This window comes from uncultured Ruminococcus sp., from assembly GCF_934476685.1.
In the GTDB taxonomy this organism is placed as follows: Bacteria; Bacillota; Clostridia; order Oscillospirales; family Ruminococcaceae; genus Hominimerdicola.
In genome coordinates this window covers 224,736-246,849 of the sequence record NZ_CAKSNX010000003.1, presented here as the reverse complement: position 1 = coordinate 246,849, position 22,114 = coordinate 224,736, and the positions used below count along the sequence as shown (strand labels likewise).

Below are 22,114 nucleotides of genomic sequence, written 5' to 3'. Positions count from 1 at the left end.
TTATTACAAAGATTACAAAACGGAAACAAGCCGAAAATCAGCCTTACATATTGCCTGTGAGGTTCATTATAATGCTGACGGCAGCCACAGGAGCGGTTTCACATCTTAGGATACGCTTTCCAAGCCCGATAGGCGTAACGCCTGCGGACAGGCAGAGCTCGATCTCTTTTTCATCAAATCCGCCCTCGCTGCCGATAAAAATACCAATAGTTTTCCCGTCATATTCCGTCTGAGAAAATACCTCACGGAGATTTTTTCCGCCCTTTTCATAGCACACGAGAGGGAAGTCCGCTGCGGAAAGTTTTTCGATACATTGGTCAAGTGAAAGTATCTCCGTAACAGTTGGAACTATACTTCTGCCGCACTGCTTTGCAGCCTCAAGAGCGATCTTGTTTAACCTGTCCAGCTTTTTTCTGAAACTTTTTCCGTCCGGACGTGAAACACATCTTGACGTCAGCACAGGGCATATCTCCGCCGCACCAAGCTCCACCGCTTTCTGCACGATGAACTCCAGCTTGTCCGATTTCGGCACAGCCTGAAACAGAGTAAGATGTACATTCGGTTCGTTTCTCCCATTGTGGGAGCTGATTATCTCGCATCTGCACTCTTCGTCGGATATGTTCAGAATTTTACATTCATACTCCATACCGCCGCAGCACAGCGTAACTTCGTCCCCAAGCCTCATTCTTAAACTCCTGCCTATATGCACAGCGTCGCCGCCCCGAACGAAAGCGTGTTTCTCCGAAAGACAGCTCTCATCTATAAAAAATCTTGGCATATGTTACCTCCAAATATGTTAATATCTTTATATTTCGCACTAATCTTATATAAATCGGCTCTCAACACAATAAGTATACCACAAGTTCAAGAAAAGTTCAACAAATTTCATACTTAATACAATAAGTTTTCACACGGACAACACATTAAACGGTTATTATATATACTGTCAGAGGGAGAGAAAAGCGAACGGTAAGAACGCTGATCTCACTTAAGACTTTTTACTTCGGTATGTTGGCTTTTACCCCAAGCCTTCATATATACAGCTTGTAGATTAATTTCTACTAGCTTCTCCCCTATAATTTTTTATTTTTTGGCACCCGCTACCCCGCGGGTGTTTTTTTGCTCATTTTTAAATGTGATAATTTACCAATATAATAAAACATAAAAATACAGCCGCAGGAGTTTTCCTGCGGCTGTAAATTTTTCAAAGTTAGTTATTATGCGCTTAAATTACTTCTTCTTTCTTGTGATAACTATTGAAGCACCGATAACTGCGGCTGCTGCAAGACCTGCTGTGGCTGCGCCTGTTGCAGGGTTAGTTGTTGTGCCTGAAGAAGCTGTCTTTGAGCTGCTTGAAGCCTTTGAAGATGAAGCTGCTGATGAAGAAGAATCGTCTGCCTTGCTTGAAGTTTCAGAGCTGTTCTCTGATGAGCTTGTTTCAGATGAAACATCTGATGATGACTGTGAGCTGCTGTCCTCTTCGTTCGGATCGTTCTCGAATACAAGGTCGTTTGCCTTGTCATAGCCTGCCATACCTGTTTCAGCAGAACCTGTTTCCTCCCAGCCGAGCATATCTGAAAGCGCTGCTGTCAGCTCATATGACGCTTCGAGATGTGACTGCTCTGACGGGTGATAGTCTGAACCATAGCCGTTGTCAGCTGCGTTCTGATTGTTGAACTCGAATGTGTAAATATTTGTGTCGCCTGTTTCGGTCTTGTATGCCTCAACAGCCTCTTCTATGTAAGGATAAAGCTCCTGTCCCATGATACCGAGTGTGCATACGATAGAAGAATCAGGGTTGTTTGTTCTTACCTGCTTAAGGAAAGCCACATATCCTTCAACATATTCAGCGCACTTTTCAGCGTCGCCCTTTGTGTATGAGTTGTCGTTTGTGCCGAGGTTGATGACAACTGCCTCAGGCTGGAACTCTGAGAAATCCCAGTCATATTCCTGCGGATGAACGCCGTCTATCCAGCTCCATGTGTAACAGAGCTTTTCGTAAACGTCCGGAGTAAGGTTAAGTGTGTTCTTCTTGCTGCCGGAAGTGTATCCTGAGATTATTCCCGAACCGCTTGTTGAAACAAAGCTGTAATCAGCGTCAAGGTTTGCCGCTGTGAGGTATGCGTATGTCTTTGCGGCATTTTCGTTTTTAGTGCTGAACTGCTCTTTCAGTGAGCCGTCAACGCCGTAGCCGCAGGTAATTGAATCTCCGATAAATTCAATGGAGTGAGCCTTTGCAGCTGTTGGAACAGGTGCGTCGCCGTCAACTTCAATGCTGTCGATAGCAAGTATGGAGTTTGCAGCCTCAGAAAGCTTGATGAGCTTGACTGTGTTTTCACCCTCTTCAAGATCAACATCTATAATAGGCTTCTTTGCGTTGGCTTTTACATATCCGATCTTTACAGCCTTGCCGTTTACATATACAGCAACTCTTGTTGGATCGCCCTCCTGATGAAGATTGAATCTTACCTTTGAGCCTGTGCATTTGAATTCAACGCCGCTTGCGGAATATGTGAGCCATGTCGTTTCATCATTGTAACGATATGTACGGCCGATAAGCTTTACATTGTCGCTGGTTGCCTCATACTCTTTAAAGCCGTCCTGAGCTGCGAAAGCAGAAACGGAGAGCATACTTGCACAAAGGGCAGCGCTGCAAAGTCCTGCGATAAATCTTTTTCCTGAATTTTTCATAGCTGATTTGTCCTTTCGATTTTCTTCTTAATACAAATTATACTGATATAGTTATATATTTACCTACATAATTATATTTTAACACTATCCGCCTGTTTTTTCAAGAGCAAAAGCCGAAATTTTTACTGCTTAAACGATTATTGTTGATACTGCTTATACCCGCAGCACAGCTTATGTGTATTTTGCCTAAAGTGTCTTTGCTAAAAATGTGTCAGACTGAATATGAGATATGAGAATTTACATGGCAAAATATCAAAAAATACATAGTTTCTATTGACAAACTCACTTAATGGGAGTAAAATAAAATTGTTAGTATGATAAAACTTTAACAATGATCTCAGTACAGGATCAGAGAATTATCGGAGGAATGTTTTTATGAAAATGAGAGGAATATACTCGTCCGTTACCGACATAAGACGAAAGGTATTCACCGAGGTGGCAAGACTTGCCTATGAAGAAGAAAACTATGCCCAGAAGATCACTGAGCTGCCATACAAGATAGTTCCGGGCGACGTTGCGGTTTACCGTGAGTCTATCTTCCTTGAAAGAGCTATCGTTGAGGAGCGTCTGCGTCTTGCTATCGGTCTGCCGCTGCGTCCTATCGACGAGCATAAGTCTGTTGCCGACGGTATAGAAGAGAGCGCTATCGCAGAAAAATATTATGATCCGCCGCTGGTAAATATCATCAACTTTGCCTGCAACGCCTGTCCTGAAACTCATTTTCATGTTACCGACTGCTGTCAGGGCTGCCTTGCTCACCCTTGTCAGGAGGTCTGTCCTAAGGGTGCTATCACCATCAAGCACGGCAAATCTGTTATAGATCAGTCAAAGTGTATAAAGTGCGGCAGATGTCAGTCTGTCTGTCCTTACAATGCAATAAATAAAATGGAACGTCCTTGTGCGAGAGCCTGCGGAATGGACGCTATCGGCAGCGACGAGCATGGAAAGGCAAAGATAGATTACGATAAGTGCGTTTCCTGCGGAATGTGCCTTGTAAACTGTCCTTTCGGCGCTATCGTTGATAAGGGACAGATCTTCCAGCTCATTACAGCAATGAAGAAGGGCAAGAAGGTAGTCGCTATCGTTGCCCCTGCATTCGTAGGACAGTTCGGTCCTAAGGCATCACCTGAAAAGCTTACAGCCGCTATGAAAAAGCTTGGCTTTGCCGATGTGGTAGAGGTCGCAGTAGGTGCAGACCTTTGCTCTATCGAAGAGGCAAAGGACTTTATGAGGGAAGTTCCTGAGTATCAGCCGTTTATGGCTACTTCATGCTGCCCTGCATGGTCTGTTATGGCTAAAAAGCTTTTCCCTGACCTTGCTCCATACATATCAATGGCACTGACACCAATGGTTCTTACCGCAAGAATGGTCAAGAAGGAAGATCCCGATGCCTGCATCGCTTTCATCGGACCTTGCGCCGCAAAGAAGCTTGAGGCTTCCAGAAGAACTATCCGTTCGGACGTTGACTTCGTGCTTACTTTTGAAGAGCTTATGGGTATGTTCCAGGCTAAGGACGTTAAGTTCGAGGATATCACAGACGATGAAAAGGTCGAACTCAGCGAGGGTACAGGCGACGGAAGAGGATTTGCTGTAAGCGGCGGCGTTGCAAAGGCTGTTGCTGACGTTATCCACCGCCTTGATCCAGAAAGGGAAGTAAAGGTAGTTTCCGCACAGGGACTTAAAGATTGCCGCAAGCTGCTCACTCTTGCAAAGGCAGGAAAGTATAACGGATATCTTCTTGAAGGTATGGCTTGTCCGGGCGGCTGTGTAGCAGGCGCAGGTACTCTTAACGGAGTTGAAAAGTCAACTGCCCTTATCAATAAGTATGTAAAGGACGCTCCGCTTTCAAACTCACTGGATTCAAAGTATGAGATAAACCTTGATTTTCTTACTGAGAAGTAATTATATTTAATATACATTTATTAATGCAAATGCCGTACATTTTATGTGCGGCATTTTTGTAAGTATGAATGTTTGCGTAAATACTTAATATGGAAATGATTATTTATAGCCAAAGGAAACAGCGGAAATTAGTGCTTTATGGTGAAAATTGTGTGGAATGCTTGATTATTGGCATTAAGTATGCTATAATTGAAATTGTCAATGAAAAATTCTTTGCTTTGGAAAGGCGGTATTTTTTTGAACAAAACTACGCAAAACAGGGAGCAGTACAAAAGACTGCTTAATTTTCTGGGCGCATTGATAATCATTTATCTCTTTATGATGGGATTTTCTTATATATGGTATAACTACTATAACAGCGATATGCATGACCCTTACTGGTATAAGGGAAATATCCTTATGGTGGGACTTTACGGTGTGCTGTATATGTTTATGACAAGCACTTTCAACGGCTTCAGACTGGGCTATTCAAAGTTCGCAGGACTTTTCGGCTCCCAGATACTTGGCATACTTGGTGCAAACTGCATAGAATTTGTGCTTATACAGCTTATCGGACGAAACAGGCTGGATATCGCCCCGCTTGTCCTGCTGACAGTGGCGGAGGCGGCTTTCGCCCTGCTGTGGAGCTATCTCTTTACCCTGCTGTATAATAAGATGTATCCGCCGAAACGGCTCATTATCGTTTACGGCAACAGAAATGCAAAATATCTTGTTGATAAAATGAGTATGCGTGCGGATAAGTATGAGATATGCGCTTCCATATGCTGCGATGAGAGCCTTGAAGAAATTGAGCGGCAGATAATGAAATATGACGCCGTTGTCATTTCGGATATCCCCTCAGACCTGCGCAGCAAGCTGCTTAAATTCACATTTGAAAATTCGATCAGAACATACATAAATCCAAAGCTTTCCGATATCATCATCAGAGGCGCAGACGATTTCCACCTCTTTGATACACCGCTGCTGCTTTCAAGAAATGACGGACTTAGATTTGAACAGCGTTCGCTCAAAAGATTTTTCGATATCATCCTTTCGCTCTTTGCGCTTATCATAGCTTCTCCGTTTATGATAATCACAGCAATAGCAATAAAGGCATATGACGGCGGTCCTGTGTTCTATTCGCAGGAAAGACTGACTATCGGCGGTAAAAAATTCAAGGTGCTTAAATTCCGCAGTATGATAGTAAATGCGGAAAAATCGGGAGCACGTCTTGCGGCGGAGAATGATGACAGAATAACCCCTGTGGGCAAAATTATCCGCAAGATAAGATTTGACGAGCTGCCGCAGCTGTTGAATATCCTCAAAGGCGATATGTCCTTTGTCGGTCCACGTCCCGAAAGACCTGAGTTTGCGGCTAAGTATGAAAAAACAATGCCAGAGTTCAAGTACCGCCTTAAAGTAAAAGCGGGACTTACAGGCTATGCGCAGGTAATGGGAAAGTATAATACCACCCCTTATGATAAGCTGAAATTCGACCTTATGTATATCGAACATCAGTCGCTGAGGGAGGATATGAAGATAATCCTCAGCACCATTAGAACTTGTTTCGTACCTGACGCAACAGAGGGAGTAGAGGGTACAGAGCCTATCGAAACCAAGCGTGACAGAATAGATCACGATTTCAGCAAGGATAAGCGCAGCGCCGAACAGCAGAATGAACAGGCTGACAGCGCAGAACGTGAAAAAATACACAGCTGAATAAACATCTGAACCTTATCTCAGACAATCTCAGACGGAGCAAAAAACGCTTTGTCTGAGATTTTTTCTTTGACTTTGAAAGGAAAGTATGTTATAATAAACTTTGTGTTACGATTATAAAAAAGCTTATGATTGCTATAAATGCGAAAGGATATATAGAATATTATGGATATTAACAGCACCCTTGCAAAAGAATTTAACCTGCGTATCGAGCAGGTCAATAATGCGGTATCGCTTATCGACGACGGTCAGACTATACCGTTCATCGCACGTTACAGAAAGGAACAGACAGGCTCGCTTGACGATCAGGTATTGCGTGAGCTTTTCGACAGACTTACATATCTGAGAAATCTTGAAAAGCGTAAGGCTGAAATAGTTTCCTCTATCACCGAGCAGGAGAAAATGACTGACGAGATCGCAGCAGCTATCGAGAAAGCCGGCACACTTGTCGAGGTGGAGGATATTTACCGCCCGTTCAAGCCAAAGAGAAAAACAAGGGCGTCCGTGGCAAGAGAAAAAGGACTTGAAAAGCTCGCCGAGATAATTATGGAGCAGAATGTAAAAACTGTTCCCGCTGATGAGGCAGCCGCTTTTGTGGGAGAGAATATGGCGGAGTCGGCTGAGGAGGCTTTGCAGGGCGCAATGGATATCATTGCCGAGGATATTTCCGATAATGCAGAACTCAGAAAGGCTCTGAGAGATCTTTATTTCAAGAAAGGAAAGATAACCTCTGCCGCTGCCGCAGAGGACGCAAACGAGGTTTACAAGAACTACTTTGAATATTCCGAGGCAGTTTCCACTATCGCAGGCCACAGAGTCCTTGCCCTTGACAGAGGTGAAAAGGAAGGTGCGCTGAAAGTTTCCGTTGCACTTGCTGACGGTGAGGGAGAAAACCTCTGCATAAGACGTTTTGTGAAAAAGAGCGGAGAATGCTCAGAGCTTGTAAAGGCTGCCTGCGAGGACAGCTGCAAGCGTCTTATCTTCCCGTCAATAGAAAGAGAGATAAGAGCAGAGCTTTCCGAAAACGCTCAGGAGGGCGCTATAAAGGTGTTCTCCTCTAACCTCAGACAGCTGCTTATGGCACCGCCTGTTAAAAACACAGTTACTCTGGGACTTGACCCAGGATATGCTCACGGCTGTAAAGCTGCGGTAGTTGACCACACAGGAAAGGTGCTTGATACGACTATCGTTTATCTTACCCCACCGAGAAAGGAAACTCAGAAAGCAAAGCGTATCCTTACCGATATGATAAAGAAATACGGCGTTACAACTATCTCTATCGGAAACGGCACAGCCTCAAGAGAAACCGAACAGTTCACAGCGGAAATGCTCAAGGAGATACCGGAAAAGGTATCATATATGGTAGTATCCGAGGCAGGCGCTTCTGTTTACTCAGCGTCAAAGCTGGCTGCGGAGGAGTTCCCCGACTATGACGTTTCGCTGCGTTCCGCAGTGTCTATCGCAAGACGTTTGCAGGATCCTCTTGCCGAGCTTGTAAAGATAGACCCGAAGGCTATCGGAGTTGGACAGTATCAGCACGATATGCCGAAAGCAAGAATGAGCGACGCTCTTAAAGGCGTGGTTGAGGACTGCGTAAACTCTGTTGGAGTTGACGTAAATACAGCGTCATATTCTCTGCTCTCATATATTTCGGGAATAAATTCAGCCGTTGCAAAGAACATTGTGGCTTACCGTGAGGAAAACGGCGAGTTCACAGACAGAAAACAGCTGTTGAAAGTTAAAAAGCTGGGCGCAAAGGCTTATGAGCAGTGCGCAGGATTTCTGCGAGTTCCCGGTGCGAAAAATCCTCTCGACAATACAGGCATACACCCTGAGTCATATAAGGCTGCACAGTCGCTGCTGGAAAGCTGCGGTCTGACCTATGCGGATATCGGTCACGAGGATACTATCAAGAGCAAAACGGACAGCATCGGACTTCCTCAGCTTTCAAAGTCCACAGGAGCGGGCATACCTACCCTTGCGGATATCGTTAAAGAGCTTGAAAAGCCGGGACGTGACCCAAGAGATGAGCTGCCTCCGCCGCTTATGAGAAGCGGCGATATAATGGAGCTTAAAGACCTTAACCCAGGTATGGAGCTTATGGGAACGGTGCGCAATGTCATAGATTTCGGCGCATTTGTCGATATCGGCGTTCACGAGGACGGTCTTGTGCATATCTCGCAGCTGAGCAATAAATTCGTTAAACACCCTCTCGAAGTCGTAAAGGTCGGAGATGTGGTAAAGGTGTGGGTTCTTGACGTTGATATGAAGCGCAAGAGAATATCCCTCACAATGAAAAAGCCATGAACTGATTTGTAATCAGTTTTACACTATGCTGACAGTTTCGTGATTTTTTGGTGAAATCGGTTGATTTTTCGGACTTTATGTGTTATGATTATAAATGAAGAAAAATGCAGAAAAAGCATAATGTCTAATTTGTCCTGCGGGACTTAATATACGAGGGGAATGGTAAAAATGAAAATGAAAGAATGTCCGTACTGCCATAAGGAGATACTTGAAGAGGCGGTACTTTGCAAATACTGTCATAATCTGCTCATAGATGATGACGGAAATATGACTTCTGCCGAGCCTGCTGCTGAGGAGCAGAATGATACAGATGACGGCAGAACGAGAGTTTTCACTAAGGAAGAGATGAATGCTTTTGAGGAGGATAAGACAAGAGCATTCAAAGTTCCTGAAAATATGGCTGACGGCGGTCAGAACGACAGCGGAGCTTTTTCCGCTCAGGCAAGTGCCGATGAGGTGTTCCCTGAGGAGGGTTACGCTGACGAAGATCAGGAATATGATGATGAATATTACGAAGATGAGGATTCGGACGATTCAAATGACGAGGCTGCCGTTAAAAAGCGTCTTTTCATTATCACAGCCTGCATAACTGTGGGAATACTTATCGTTATCATTGCAGCAGTTGCAGTAGGAATGAAGCTGTTCGGCTACGGCGGAAATAAGGATACAAGTTCAGCCGCAAGCTCTTCATCAAAGGTATCGGCTGTTGTCAAGGAAGATTCAAAGGCTGATGGAACCTCTGACGATACAAGCTCAGTCGCTGAACCGTCAACAGAAACTTCCGCTCCGTCAGATGAAAGCTCAGTAACTGAGGATATCTCATCATCTGACACTGATTCAAGCGATACAGAAACAACGACCACCACAACTACTGCCACAACAACTTCAAAGCCTGACGATACTTCATCATCAGCGCAGACTACTACAACCACATCAGAAACGACCACCACAACTACAACAGGTTCAAGCGACAGCTACGAAAGCGCAGCTCTTGCAGCAGCAAGCGGACAGATCGACGGAAACGTTACATCTTCACAGTTTAGAACCGATGACGGCACATTTGTATACTACTACTTCTTCACCGACAGCGGTCATGGTTACAGCGTAGCATACAATAAGGATACAGGCGCAGCAGTTGTAGTTCAGAGCTACTGATAAATTTAAAATGCAAACAAAAAAGAGCAGGTTTCAAAGCCTGCTCTTTTTATATGATCTTTAATTACTTTTTCTTGATAGAGTTTTCGTATTTTTCTGTTCTTGCCTTGAGCTTCTTTTCAGCGTAGCCTTCCTTTATGGTAGCCTGACCTCTCTCGATAGCAAGAGCATTGTCGGGAATATCGGTCGTGATAGTTGAGCCTGCCGCTGTGTATGCTCCCTTTCCGACTCTTACAGGGGCAACAAGGTTCGTGTTGCAGCCAATAAATGCGTTGTCTTCAATAACGGTGCGGAACTTCTTGTCACCGTTGTAGTTTACCGTAACAACTCCGCAGCCGAAGTTTACGTTTGCGCCTACGTCGGAATCACCGATGTATGTGAGGTGTGCAACGGCTGTGCATTCGCCGATAGTTGAGTTCTTTATCTCAACGAAATCGCCTATCTTTGCGCCCCTCTTGATATGTGAATTAGGTCTGAGCTGAACATAAGGTCCGATCTTTACATCGTCCTCGATAATGGATTCGTAAGCCTGAACGTTGTTGAGGTTTACGCCGCTGCCTACCTGAGTGTTTTCGATTATGCAGTTGTTGCCTATCTCGCAGTTCTCACCGATAGTTGTGTTTCCACGGAGGATAACGCCGCTGTGTATCCTTGTGCCTGCACCGATAGTAACGTTGTTTCCGATAGAAACTCCGTCTGTGCAGCAGAATTCGATACCTTCGTCAAGCCACTTGCCGATTATCTCATATCTTGCGATATCGTTGAGCATAAGCAGACCTCTTCTGTCGTTTGCGCCGAGAGCAACGTGAGGATTTGCGGAGATGAAAGCGTCAGCGTTCTTTCCCTTGCTGATAAGCAGCTCGATGCAGTCTGTTAGGTAATATTCTCCCTGAGCGTTGTTAGGCTGGATATCGAAAAGCACTTCCAGCAGATCGGCTGTCTTGAACCAGTAGCAGCCTGAATTTATCTCGGTGATAGCAAGCTGAGCAGGAGTGCAGTCCTTGTGTTCAACAATGCCTGCGATACCTGTTTCGGTGCGGATTATTCTTCCGTAGCCTGTTGGATTTTCAACTCTTGAAGTTACCACCGTAACGCCGCAGTCCTTCTGAGTATGAAGTTCGAGAGCGCCGTTTATTGTGTCAGCGTCGATGAACGGAGCGTCGCCGCAAAGCACCAGTGTGTTCCCGTCAGCGTGGGATTTCAGAAAATCAGCCGCCTGCATAACAGCGTGACCTGTTCCAAGGCGTTCTTCCTGCATGACCGTAACGATCTGAGCCTTTGAATTTCTTCCCTTGATGTATTCGTCGATCTGTTCGCCCTCATAGCCCTTAACGATACAGATATCGTCAAGTTCAGCCTTTTCACAGGCGGTCAGCACCCATTCCAGCATAGGTTCGCCGATAACTTTGCACAAAGCCTTCGGCATATTCGTTTTCATTCTTTTTCCCTGTCCGCCTGCAAGGATAATAACATTATTTGTCATATTCAGCCCTCTTATAATCAATATATTTGGTAACGATGTCAAAGCACCTTAACTATTATAATACTATTCTCAGCGTTCGTCAAGGTGAATTTTTATTGATGATATATGCTTGACAGAAATAAAAAAATATTATACAATATTTATATAAATTTTATAGGGAATTTTGGGGGTATTAGAATGAAAAAAATTTTGACGGCATCATTAGCTTTGGTGATGACATTCAGTGCGCTTTCTCTGCCTTTGTCTGAAAACGATTTTATGACGGAGAATAATTTAGGGATAACAGCCGATGCAGATACATACGACGATTATTCCTATGATTACCTTAATGACGGAACGATCGAGATAACTGATTATCATGGCAGCAGCAGTGGTATCGTTATTCCAAGCACCTTTGACGGAAAAAAAGTAACAAGGATCAAAAATAGTGCTTTTGAAGATTGTTCCAATCTTGTAAGTGTAACTATACCGAACAGCGTGACAACTATCGGATGTAAAGCCTTTAAAAACTGTAAAAAGCTTACACATGTATCCTTGCCAAGTAATTTAAAGGTCATTGATAATTATGCATTTTATAACTGTTCGGAGCTTACAAGCATATCACTTCCGCTGGGTCTTGTAAGGATCGGAGATTATGCATTTTGCGGCAACTACGCTCTGAAGAAAATAACTATTCCGAACAGTATATCAAGCCTTGGAAATGGTGCTTTTGCCTACTGTCACGGTCTTGAAAGCATATCTGTTCCATACGGAATAAATAGAATCGGTACTGAAACATTTGCTTACTGTATAAACCTTAAAAACGTAAATCTTCCGAACAGCGTAACGATCATCGGAGAATCTGCATTTACATATTGTTTTGAACTTAAAGGTCTAACTCTTCCAAATAACTTAAAAAGTATTGGAAATTATGCCTTTCAATACTGTAAAAAACTTGAGGGCATCACATTTCCGGACACTTTAACAAGTATCGGAGCTGCGACTTTTAATCAATGCGAAAGTCTTAAAAGCATAGTCATACCGAATGGAATAACCAGCATAGGCAATATGACTTTTGCTCATTGCAGAAGTCTTGAAAGTGCTTATTTCCCAGATAGTGTAACAAGCATAGGTGATGAGGTATTTAGACTGTGCCACAGCCTTAAAAATTTCACTATTCCTAAAAGTGTAAGCAGTATTGGAGATAGTACTTTTTGGGGATGCAGTAATTTGATATGTATAACTATTCCAAAGAGTATACAAACTATTAAAGAGTCGGCATTTGATAATTGCCGAAATTTAGAGGTTGTTTACTATGATGGTTCACAATCCGACTGGGACGCAATAACTATAGCAGAAAAAGGCAACAGTTATCTTTCATCTGCTGCTGTTTACACTACCACAATAAAAGATATTTCATCCTGCATTATCTCGCTCCCTTCAAACACTCAGTATTTCCGTGGCACAAGAATAAGACCTGTTATTACTGTCAAAGATAATAAAAGGGTGCTTACAAAAGGTACAGATTATACAGTATCATATTTTAATAACCTCTCCGCAGGCACTGCAACAATAAAAGTAACAGGCAAAGGACGTTATCAAGGTACTGTTACAAAGGACTTTGTCATTTATCGGCGTTCTATTAAAAACTGTGATATAAAGCTGAGTTCTGACAATTATTACTATAACGACACAGAAATAAGTCCGTCTGTAAAGGTTTATTGCAACGGAGTTGAAATGTACAGCGGCAACTATAAAGCATTATATTGTGATAACCAATCCGCAGGTACAGCGACAATCTACATAACAGGCAAAAACAACCTCAGAGGAACAGTCAAAAAAACATTCAAGATAAACCCTAGAAACATAGGAAACTGCACTGTTGAACTGACAAAGAACTCATTAAATAAATATCAACCGACAGTAGCCGTAAAGATAGGTTCAAACTCTGTTTACAGTGGTAACTATACTGTAAAGTACGTTACATCAGCTGACAAGAAAACCGTCAAGGTAACACTCACAGGCAAGGGCAACCTCGCCGGCACAGTTACTAAAACTTACACAGTAGCATAATTATTTCGTCCGCAGATGACCTCTGCGGACGTTTTTGTGCCCGCATTGAAGTTAGTTAAGGCGAATTCGTCAGAATATCCAAAAAAGACTGCGTAAAATCGGGGTTTTGACGTATGGAAAATCCCTCACGTTTTATTGACAAAATCCGCCGCTTATATTATAATGTATAGGTAACTTTATTAAGTAAAAGCGTAAAAGTATAAAAGCTTTAAAGCGATACAATACTTGTGCGGTTTAAGGAGTGTTTAGTTTGGTAATTAAGTGGATAGTGCTGGCGGTTTATCTTGCGCTTATGATAGGGATAGGCGTTTATTACAGAAAAAAGACCTCCAGCGTTTCGGATTTCGTCCTCGGCGGAAGAGGTTTAGGCGCATGGTTCACAGCCTTTGCTTACGGTACATCATATTTCTCGGCGGTAATTTTCGTCGGCTATGCAGGTAAATTCGGCTGGTCATACGGCATTGCCTCCACATGGATAGGCATAGGCAATGCGGTCATAGGTTCATGGCTCGCATGGAAAGTCCTCGGCAGACGAACAAGAATAATGTCAAAGCACCTTGAGGCAAAGACCATGCCTGAGTTCTTTGAAAAGAGATACGGCTCGAAAATGCTGAAAATCGTTTCTGCGCTTATCGTTTTCGTTTTTCTTATCCCTTACACAGCCTCGGTCTACAACGGACTTTCAAGGCTTTTTGAAAAAGGCTTCGGCATACCGTATAAATACTGCATTATCGGAATGGCGCTTTTCACAGCCGTTTACGTTATTATGGGCGGATACAAGGCAACTGCCCTCAATGATTTTATTCAGGGTATAGTTATGCTCGTGGGTATCACAGCAGTAGTTTTCGCCGTACTCAATGAAAACGGCGGTCTTGGACAGTCCTTCGATATGCTTGGGGAGATACCTGCGCCCGACGGCAGAACAGATATGTATAATTCCATACTCGGACCTGACCCGATCAACCTTGTGGGAGTAATTATCCTTACCTCCCTCGGTACATGGGGACTTCCTCAGATGGTTCAGAAGTTCTATGCAGTCAAGGACGACAAGGCTATCAAAACAGGTACTATCGTTTCAACTTTCTTTGCCGTAGTTGTGGCAGGCGGCTGCTATTTCCTCGGCGGATTCGGCAGACTTTTTGCGGAAAATGTCAACGGCGTTCCTGCAGAGGGCTTTGACTCTATCGTTCCGATAATGATGGAAAGACTTCCGTCGCTGCTGTTCGGACTTGTTATAGTTCTCGTGCTTTCAGCGTCAATGTCAACACTTTCCTCACTGGTGCTTACATCAAGCTCAACTCTCACTATCGACCTTATCAAGCCTCTGGCTAAGAATAAGATAGATGAGAAAAAGGAACTGCTCATTATGAGAATATTCATCGGAGTGTTCCTGCTTATCTCGGTAATACTTGCTATAATCACCCTTGAAAATCCGCAGACAGTTATCTCTACCCTTATGTCTATCTCATGGGGCGCACTTGCAGGAGCTTTCCTTGCGCCGTTTATGTACGGACTTTTCTGGAAGGGCGTAACAAAGGCGGCTGTACTTACCAGCTTTATCTGCGGAGTAGGCATAACCCTTGTGCATATGTTCTACTACACATTCGGCGGCAGAACAGGTACTCTCGGCGGACTGAACCTTGCTTCACCTATCAACGCAGGTGCATTCGCAATGATATTCGGGTTGATAATAGTCCCTGTGGTGAGCCTTATCACAAAGAATGACAAGAGCGGTCAGGAGGCTGCTGAGGAGTCATTCAAGTGCTACGAATAATTTCATAATACATAATAAAACCGCTTTCAGTAATTCTGAAGGCGGTTTTGTTTACAGCGAAGATCAAGATATTTATATACAAAAATACCTCAGAGAAGTCTGTACTCCTCTGAGGTATTTTATATTCTGTCTTTATATCAGATCTTTGTTACGCCGATAGTTACCTTTTCGCCGTTGATATCCCACTCCTTGGAGTTGGTTGCTGAACCGATCTTTATCTCGTCTGCAAGAACGTCTGTGCAGATCTCTGCTCTGTTCTTGTCAACAAGCTCTGCGATCTTATCGTTGCCCGAAATGCTGAGAACGATGTGATCCATAACTTCAAAGCCGGATTCCTTTCTCATTGTCTGTACCTTGCTTATTACCTCACGGACATAGCCCTCTTCAATAAGCTCAGGTGTAAGAGCGGTGCTGATAGCAACAGTTGTCGTACCCTCTGTAAGAGTGTAGAAACCTTCCTTCTGCTCTGACTCGATGAGAACGTCCTCTCTTGAAAGTGCGATCTCGCCCGATGAGATAGTCAGCTTGAGTGAACCTGTTTCGTCAAGTTCAGCCATTGCCTTGTGACCGTCAAGCTCTGAAAGCTGCGTTCTGATCTCGTTAAGGAATCTGCCGTACTTAGGTCCGAGAGTTTTGAGTTGCGGCTTGAACTTGTAGTCGATGTATGCGGAAACATCGTCCGAGAACTCGACCTTCTTCATGTTCAGCTCATCTCTGATGATGTCAACATAGTAGCTGTCAAGAGCGTGGTCTGCTGCAACATACATTACGCTGAGCGGCTGACGGTTCTTAAGGTTTGCACCGTTTCTTGCGGAACGTCCGAGAACAACGATGTCGAGTACCTCGTCCATATCAGCTTCAAGCTTTTCATCTATCATATTTTCGTCAACAGCAGGGAAGTCGCAGAGGTGGATACTCTCAGGAGCGTCCTTGTCAACTGAACGAACCATATTCTGATAGATAGATTCTGTGATGAAAGGAACCATAGGAGCAGCGCACTTGCATACTGTAACGATAGCTGTGTAAAGCGTCATGTAAGCGTTGATCTTATCCTGTGACAGACCCTGTACCCAGTATCTTTCACGGCCTCTTCTTACATACCAGTTGGACATATCGTCAACAAATTCCTGCATAGCCTTTGCAGCCTCAGGTATTCTGTAATTGCCGAGATTATCGTCAACAGCCTTTACCATGCTGTTCATCTTTGAAAGCAGCCATTTATCCATAACTGAAAGCTTGTCATATTCAATAGTGTGCTTAGTCGGATCAAAGCTGTCGATGTCAGCGTAAAGGATATAGAAAGCATAGGTGTTCCAGAGCGTACCCATGAACTTTCTCTGTCCCTCTGTAACTACCTTGCCGTGGAACTTGTTAGGCAGCCATGGAGCGGAGTTCGTGTAGAAGTACCATCTGATAGCGTCTGCACCATAGGTAGCGAGAGCCTCGAACGGGTCTACTGCGTTGCCCTTTGACTTTGACATCTTCTGACCGTTCTCGTCCTGAACAAGTCCAAGTACGATAACGTTCTTGTATGGAGCTTTGTCAAAGATAAGTGTTGATATGGCGAGAAGTGAATAGAACCAGCCTCTTGTCTGGTCAACAGCCTCCGAAATGAAGTCAGCAGGGAACTGCTCTTCAAAAAGCTCCTTATTCTCAAATGGATAGTGATGCTGAGCGAAAGGCATAGAACCTGAATCGAACCAGCAGTCGATAACTTCTGAAACTCTCTTCATCTGCTTGCCGCACTCAGGACACTTTATTGTAACAGCGTCGATGTATGGGCGGTGAAGCTCGATATCGTCCGGACAGTTGTCTGACATTGACTTAAGTTCCTCGATAGAACCGATAGAATGTCTGTGACCGCATTCACACTCCCAGATATTAAGAGGAGTACCCCAGTATCTGTTTCTTGAAATGCCCCAGTCCTGAACGTTTTTCAGCCAGTCGCCGAAACGTCCCTTACCGATGCTCTCAGGGATCCAGTTGATAGTATCGTTGTTTGCGATAAGTCTGTCCTTTACATCGGTCATCTTGATGAACCATGTATCTCTTGCATAGTAGATGAGCGGTGAGCCGCATCTCCAGCAGTGCGGATATTCATGCTCGAACTTAGGAGCGTCGAAAAGCTTGCCCTGTGCGTCCAGATCCTTCAGAACTTCAGGGTCAGCGTCCTTAACGAACATACCTGCATAAGGTGTTTCAGCAGTAAGATCACCCTTGCCGTCAACGAACTGAACGAAAGGCAGATCATACTTCTTTCCTACCTTAGAGTCGTCCTCACCGAAAGCAGGAGCGATATGAACGATACCTGTACCGTCAGACATTGTAACATAGCTGTCGCAGGTGATGAAATGAGCCTTCTTGTTCTGCTTCTTGGCAGCTTCGCCTGCACATTCATAAAGCGGAACGTAAGGGATATATTCAAGATCCTTGCCCTTGTAAGTTGCGATAACTTCATAAGCAGCCTCGCCGTCCTTAGCAAGCTTGCCGAGAACTGTGTCGAGAAGAGCCTCTGCAAGGATATATGTGTAACCGTCGCAAGCCTTTACTCTGCAATAGGTTTCATCAGGGTTTACGCAGAGCGCAACGTTTGAAGGAAGAGTCCATGGAGTAGTTGTCCATGCGAGGAAGTAAGCGTCCTCCTCAGCAAGCTTGAAACGAACAACAGCTGAACGCTCCTTGACCGTCTTGTATCCCTGAGCAACTTCGTGTGAAGAAAGAGGAGTTCCGCATCTTGGGCAGTAAGGTACGATCTTGAATCCCTTGTAGAGAAGTCCCTTGTCGTAGATCTGCTTTAAAGCCCACCATTCGGACTCGATAAAGTTGTTGTCATAAGTTACATAAGGGTTATCCATATCAGCCCAGAAGCCTACTGTACCTGAGAAATCCTCCCACATACCCTTGTACTTCCATACGGATTCCTTACATTTCTTGATGAACGGCTCAAGACCATATTCCTCGATCTGTTCCTTGCCGTCAAGTCCCAGCAGCTTTTCAACTTCCAGCTCAACAGGAAGTCCGTGAGTATCCCAGCCTGCTTTTCTCGGAACTTTATAGCCTTTCATTGTGCGGTATCTAGGGATCATATCCTTGATAGCTCTTGTGAGAACGTGACCGATATGCGGTTTGCCGTTTGCAGTCGGAGGGCCGTCATAGAAAACATAGCTTTCGCCCTTGCTGCGTGTGTCGATACTCTTCTCGAAAATGTTGTTTTCTTTCCAGAAATTCTCGACTTCTTTTTCTCTCTGAACGAAGTTCAGATTGGTGTCAACCTTTTTGTACACGGAGAATCATTCCTTTCTAAAATAAGGCTAAATATTCTAATGCAAAAATATTCAAGTAATAAAAAAGCTCCCGCCCCTGAAATAGGACGAAAGCAAACTTTCGGATAAACCACCTGTTTCACAGCATACGATCATATGCGTTCCTTTAACGCAGGAAATACGTCGTTCCATACTCGGCGCAGCCTTTCCGGACTGAAACTCAGGAGTGATCTTCGGCAATAAGCTTTTAGCACCGCACTTTCACTGTCTGCGGCTCGCTGGAGCTTTTGCATAACTGCTTACTCTCTCCGTCAAAGTTTTTACTTAATATTCGGCATTGTTATACATACAAGATATTATATCATTGCTCCGCCGATTTGTCAAGAGAAACACACAATTTTAGCCGTTACATAAAAAAATGTTAAGATCGAAGGAGCATAAAAACTTAAAGAGCAAAATAAAAACAGGCTGTTGCATAAACACCAGCCTGTTGAGATCATGTGATCGAAATGTATTAGCCGAGCTTCTTAGCGAGCTGTGACTTCTTTCTTGCAGCATTATTCTTGTGAAGAATACCCTTTGAGCAAGCCACATCAACCTTCTTGATAGCAGTTCTTACTACCTGCTCCTTATCAGCAGCGTTAGCTGTTACAGCAGCGTCAGCCTTCTTAAGAGCAGTCTTAAGATCGGACTTGATCGCCTTATTTCTCATTGTCTTTGTATTGATAACCTTAACTCTCTTCTTAGCAGACTTAATGTTTGGCATACAGACACCTCCCTCATCAAATGTGAATAGATTTGCACTTATTTGGATAAGCTATCCGCAGACTGAGAGGAAATGCGGAAAGCAGATTAAACAAGCCTTGTTAATTATTTTACCACATAGTACAGAAAAATGCAAGCCTTTTTTGAAAAAAAAACATACTTTTTTACAGGTGTGTTTTGTGCATTTTAACAGATAGTCAAAATAAATAAGAACAAATACTTTTGGAGGGCATTAAAATGGGAATACGGACAGATCTTGCAATGGAATCGGCGGCGGAGATACTTTCGGAATATAATATCAGCGGCATAGAGAACCGCACCCGGCGCATAGATGAACTTGACCTTGAAATAACGGACATCAATATAACCACACCGCAGGCTGCACTGCGTGTTGGCAGACCGCAGGGGAGATATATCACTGTCAGAGCCTCGGACGGTACTTTCGATCACTTTTCCCCCTGCTTTGAAAAACGCTGTGAGGTGATAGCAGAGCAGATAAGACTTCTTGCAGGCAATGCCGAGCGTGTCCTTGCCGCAGGTCTTGGCAACAGGGATATAACCCCCGACGCAGTAGGACCTCTCTGCGCTGACAGGATATTTGCCACAAGGCATATTAAAAAGTATGCCTCTGAGATAGATAGTTCAGACCTTACGGAAATGTCTGTCATTCAGCCGGGAGTAATGGGCAAAACAGGCATAGAGGCAAGCGAGCAGGTAAAAGCCGCTGTTGACAGCATAAAACCTGCGGCAGTCATTGCGGTAGACGCTCTGGCTTGTTCCGAGATAGATAACCTTGGCTGTACTATCCAAATGTGCGATACGGGAATCTCCCCAGGCAGCGGCGTGCAGAATTCACGGAAGGAGCTGTCAGAAAGCACCTTGGGAGTACCCTGTATAGCCATAGGTGTGCCTATGGTCATAGACCTTTCCACCGCAGCAGAAAAAATGTTTTCCGCCTCTGCGAATGAAAAAGCGGCTGGAATGACCGTTACGCCTAGAAATGTTGATAAGCTTGCGGCGAATTGTGCGGAGTATATATCCCTCAGTATAGATCTGGCATTCCAGAAGTCATTGACGGCTGAGGAACTGAGATCCTTGACACAGTAAGGCTTATACATTATAATATAGTAAAGGCGGAAAATGCCGTTTTATGGTGGTTTTCGTTAGTAAAATGCAGATGTAAACTTTTTATTAATTTGAATCATACGATTATAGAAAACGTTTTCTGTAATCGTATTCTGTCATTTATTTATCACCTAATTGTCATAATCGCCAAAAATGTAACCGATTTATATTGCAAAATGCTGATTGACTAATTATTGTATTTTTGTTATGATATAAATGACGAAGATATATAACGCTTTCGTGTTAGATAAGTGCTTTAGGGTAAGGAAGCACTTGTTTATTTTTCAAGGAGGTTACTATTAATCATGAAAATTACGAAAAGATTACTGGCAGGCGTATGTGCGCTTACACTTTGCTGCGGTCTTGCAGCCTGCGGCGGATCAGGTTCAGATACTGAATCTTCATCTAAGGCTAAGGCTATCGAAATGAACGACGATCAGAAGGCTCAGGTAAGTGAACTTGCCAGCAAGCTGGAAGATAAGGAGCTTGCAAACAAGACTATCAAGTGGATGGCTCACTATGACATCAACCCTGGTGACGGAAAGGTCGTTCCTCCGGGACTTCAGCTTTTCAAGGATAAGTATGACGGAAACATCGAGTACGTTCAGACAACTTGGGAAAACAGATATACAGACCTCGCTAAGGCTGTAATGGCTAACGATTCACCTGACTTCTTCCCTGCATCAGACATGGACGGTTTCCCGAAGGGTGCTATCAAGGCAATGTTCGAGCCTATCGATGATTATATTGATTTCGATTCAGACACATGGTCTGACGTAAAGGCTACAAATGACTCATTCGTATTCAACGGTGGTCACTATGTTGCAGCTATCCAGTCTGCACCAAACTTTGTATGCGTATACAACACAAAGACTATTGAAGAAAGTGGTCTTGAGGATCCTGCTGAGCTCTACTATAACGACGAGTGGACATGGAGCAAGTTCACAGAGATGTGTCTTGACTTCACAGACGCTGACGCTGACAAGTACGCTCTTGACGGTTACTGGTACGGCAAGGCTCTTAACGATACTTGCGGTGTGCCTCTTATCGGTATCGAGGATGGTAAGCTTGTAAACAACATGAGCAATCCTCAGGTAACTAAGGTTCAGGAGCTTATGTATGAACTCCAGAAGAACGAAGTTGTATTCGACCGTTCAAGCAACAACTGGAGCACAAGAGGCGACGGTACAACAGGTGAAGGTCTTGGTTCAGGACTTACACTCTTCATCCCAGTTGGTACATGGGCTATCGAGGCTTCTCCGGCAGAAGTTAAGCCTTTCGGTGACGTTGAAGCAGGCGAAGTTATGTTCTGCCCAATGCCTAGAATGGACGATTCCGATACATATTATGTATCTGCAAGAGTTGAAGGTTACTTCCTCTGCAAGAACGCTCCAAACCCAGAGGGCTTTGCAGCATACATGAACTGCCTTAAGGTTGCTAGCGCTGAGGCTGCTAACATCACAGAAGAACAGCTCAAAAATGACTATAAGTGGAATGACGATATGATCGCTATGCGTCAGGAGATCATGACACTTGTTAATACAAACCCTGTATATGATTTCCAGGATGGTGTTTCTGCTGAGCTTTCTACACAGATGCAGAACGTAAACCAGGCTACAATGATCACAGGCGGCGGAGCTACAACATGGACAGCTTGCGTTGCTGAGTATGAGAAGGCAGTTGACTACCTCATCAAGGAAGCTAACTCAAACATTTCTGATACTCCGGAGGAAATGGAATAATCAGTACAGCTGATGTTTATACGATATTAAAAGTATAATCAAGATATTTCAAGGGACAGACTTTGCGGTCTGTCCCTTTTGTGTTGGAAAGGTTATGAAATGTGTTGGCAGAATATGCTTTAAAAACATAAAAATCTTCTGAATTTATCATACATTT

The 22,114-nt window shown here is 43.9% G+C and carries 13 protein-coding genes; 8 read left to right on the top strand and 5 right to left on the bottom strand.

Annotated features, from left to right (window positions below):
* Positions 1–43: 43 nt before the first annotated feature.
* Together Q0E19_RS05545 and Q0E19_RS05540 are read right to left on the bottom strand one after the other, a co-directional pair.
* Positions 44–778, bottom strand: a complete 735-nt coding sequence (locus Q0E19_RS05545) for a 16S rRNA (uracil(1498)-N(3))-methyltransferase (protein ID WP_294408064.1) — start codon at positions 776–778, stop codon at positions 44–46.
* A gap of 452 nt (positions 779–1,230) precedes the next feature.
* Positions 1,231–2,691, bottom strand: a complete 1,461-nt coding sequence (locus tag Q0E19_RS05540) for an SGNH/GDSL hydrolase family protein (protein ID WP_294408063.1) — start codon at positions 2,689–2,691, stop codon at positions 1,231–1,233.
* Positions 2,692–3,072: 381 nt separating this feature from the next.
* On the opposite strand from Q0E19_RS05540, the gene Q0E19_RS05535 reads away from it, so the two are divergent.
* The 4 genes from Q0E19_RS05535 (at position 3,073) to Q0E19_RS05520 (ending at position 9,753) form a co-directional block, all read left to right on the top strand.
* Complete coding sequence (locus Q0E19_RS05535) at positions 3,073–4,593, top strand: 4Fe-4S dicluster domain-containing protein (RefSeq protein ID WP_294408084.1); 1,521 nt, start codon at positions 3,073–3,075, stop codon at positions 4,591–4,593.
* Between the two features lie 237 nt (positions 4,594–4,830).
* Complete coding sequence (locus Q0E19_RS05530; RefSeq protein ID WP_294408062.1) at positions 4,831–6,291, top strand: sugar transferase; 1,461 nt, start codon at positions 4,831–4,833, stop codon at positions 6,289–6,291.
* Between the two features lie 165 nt (positions 6,292–6,456).
* The gene (locus tag Q0E19_RS05525; protein ID WP_294408061.1) at positions 6,457–8,598 is read left to right on the top strand and encodes a Tex family protein; all 2,142 of its coding nucleotides are present in this window, start codon (positions 6,457–6,459) and stop codon (positions 8,596–8,598) included.
* A 168-nt stretch (positions 8,599–8,766) separates the two neighbouring features.
* A complete protein-coding gene (locus tag Q0E19_RS05520) occupies positions 8,767–9,753 on the top strand; it encodes a hypothetical protein (RefSeq protein ID WP_294408060.1) in 987 nt (328 codons plus the stop codon).
* A gap of 64 nt (positions 9,754–9,817) precedes the next feature.
* Here Q0E19_RS05520 and glmU read toward each other — a convergent pair whose 3' ends face one another.
* The gene (gene glmU / locus Q0E19_RS05515) at positions 9,818–11,236 is read right to left on the bottom strand and encodes a bifunctional UDP-N-acetylglucosamine diphosphorylase/glucosamine-1-phosphate N-acetyltransferase GlmU (RefSeq protein ID WP_294408059.1); all 1,419 of its coding nucleotides are present in this window, start codon (positions 11,234–11,236) and stop codon (positions 9,818–9,820) included.
* 177 nt (positions 11,237–11,413) lie between these two features.
* Between glmU and Q0E19_RS05510 the strand changes: the two genes are divergently transcribed.
* A complete protein-coding gene (locus Q0E19_RS05510; RefSeq protein ID WP_294408058.1) occupies positions 11,414–13,288 on the top strand; it encodes a leucine-rich repeat domain-containing protein in 1,875 nt (624 codons plus the stop codon).
* A gap of 292 nt (positions 13,289–13,580) precedes the next feature.
* Entirely contained in the window at positions 13,581–15,062 is a 1,482-nt protein-coding gene (locus tag Q0E19_RS05505) for a sodium/solute symporter (protein ID WP_294408083.1), read from the top strand.
* Positions 15,063–15,199: 137 nt separating this feature from the next.
* Here Q0E19_RS05505 and ileS read toward each other — a convergent pair whose 3' ends face one another.
* Positions 15,200–18,346 carry an isoleucine--tRNA ligase gene (gene ileS, locus Q0E19_RS05500; RefSeq protein ID WP_294408057.1) on the bottom strand — a complete coding sequence of 1,049 codons (3,147 nt, stop codon included), beginning with the start codon at positions 18,344–18,346 and terminating at the stop codon, positions 15,200–15,202.
* Positions 18,347–18,839: 493 nt separating this feature from the next.
* Positions 18,840–19,091: a 30S ribosomal protein S20 gene (rpsT, locus tag Q0E19_RS05495; RefSeq protein ID WP_294408056.1), complete on the bottom strand. Its 252-nt coding sequence runs from the start codon at positions 19,089–19,091 to the stop codon at positions 18,840–18,842.
* Positions 19,092–19,327: 236 nt separating this feature from the next.
* Here rpsT and gpr point away from each other — a divergent pair, with 236 nt between their 5' ends.
* Positions 19,328–20,197, top strand: a complete 870-nt coding sequence (gene gpr / locus Q0E19_RS05490; RefSeq protein WP_294408055.1) for a GPR endopeptidase — start codon at positions 19,328–19,330, stop codon at positions 20,195–20,197.
* Positions 20,198–20,520: 323 nt separating this feature from the next.
* Positions 20,521–21,957, top strand: coding sequence for an extracellular solute-binding protein (locus Q0E19_RS05485; protein WP_294408054.1), 1,437 nt, complete (start codon positions 20,521–20,523; stop codon positions 21,955–21,957).
* The last annotated feature ends 157 nt before the right edge of the window (positions 21,958–22,114 follow it).